Here is a 441-nt window from a genome sequence, read left to right as displayed (position 1 = left end):
TCGAGTAACGGGATAGTGTACCCACCATCGGCGTTCAATCCGAAGACGCCCGATGGTGCAGTCACTGCGAGTGTGTCAGTTTCGTAGACCGATGCCGGTGCGAATGCAGGCGTCGATTGATACGGCCCGGTGTGTCCAAATTCTCGTTCGCCGGAGTTGCTATCGAGTGCGAGGAGTCCGTTTCCGACCGCGTAGAGGGTGTCACCACGTCGAACGAGCGATGAAGTCCCAAGAAACCAATCGGTAGCGTCGTGTGCCCACAGTATCTCGACGTCGTCTTTGGGGCCAGACGCTGTCGGATGGTGACCAGTTCCTGCCGGGTCGTATCGGCCCATCGGCCACTCGTATCGAGAGCCTTGAGAGGATTCGACACCGTCGGCGACGCTCGCACTACAGGTCACTCCTGTAATCGTGAACCCGAGCGTTTCGAGAAATCGTCGT

General features: G+C 58.3%; 1 pseudogene. It reads right to left on the bottom strand.

Annotated elements, in window-relative coordinates:
• Positions 1-441, bottom strand: a pseudogene (locus AUR66_RS22260) (PQQ-binding-like beta-propeller repeat protein); the annotation flags it as partial.

It is taken from the genome of Haloferax profundi (assembly GCF_001469865.1).
In the GTDB taxonomy this organism is placed as follows: Archaea; Halobacteriota; Halobacteria; order Halobacteriales; family Haloferacaceae; genus Haloferax; species Haloferax profundi.
This window is presented reverse-complemented; position numbering and strand designations above follow the sequence as displayed.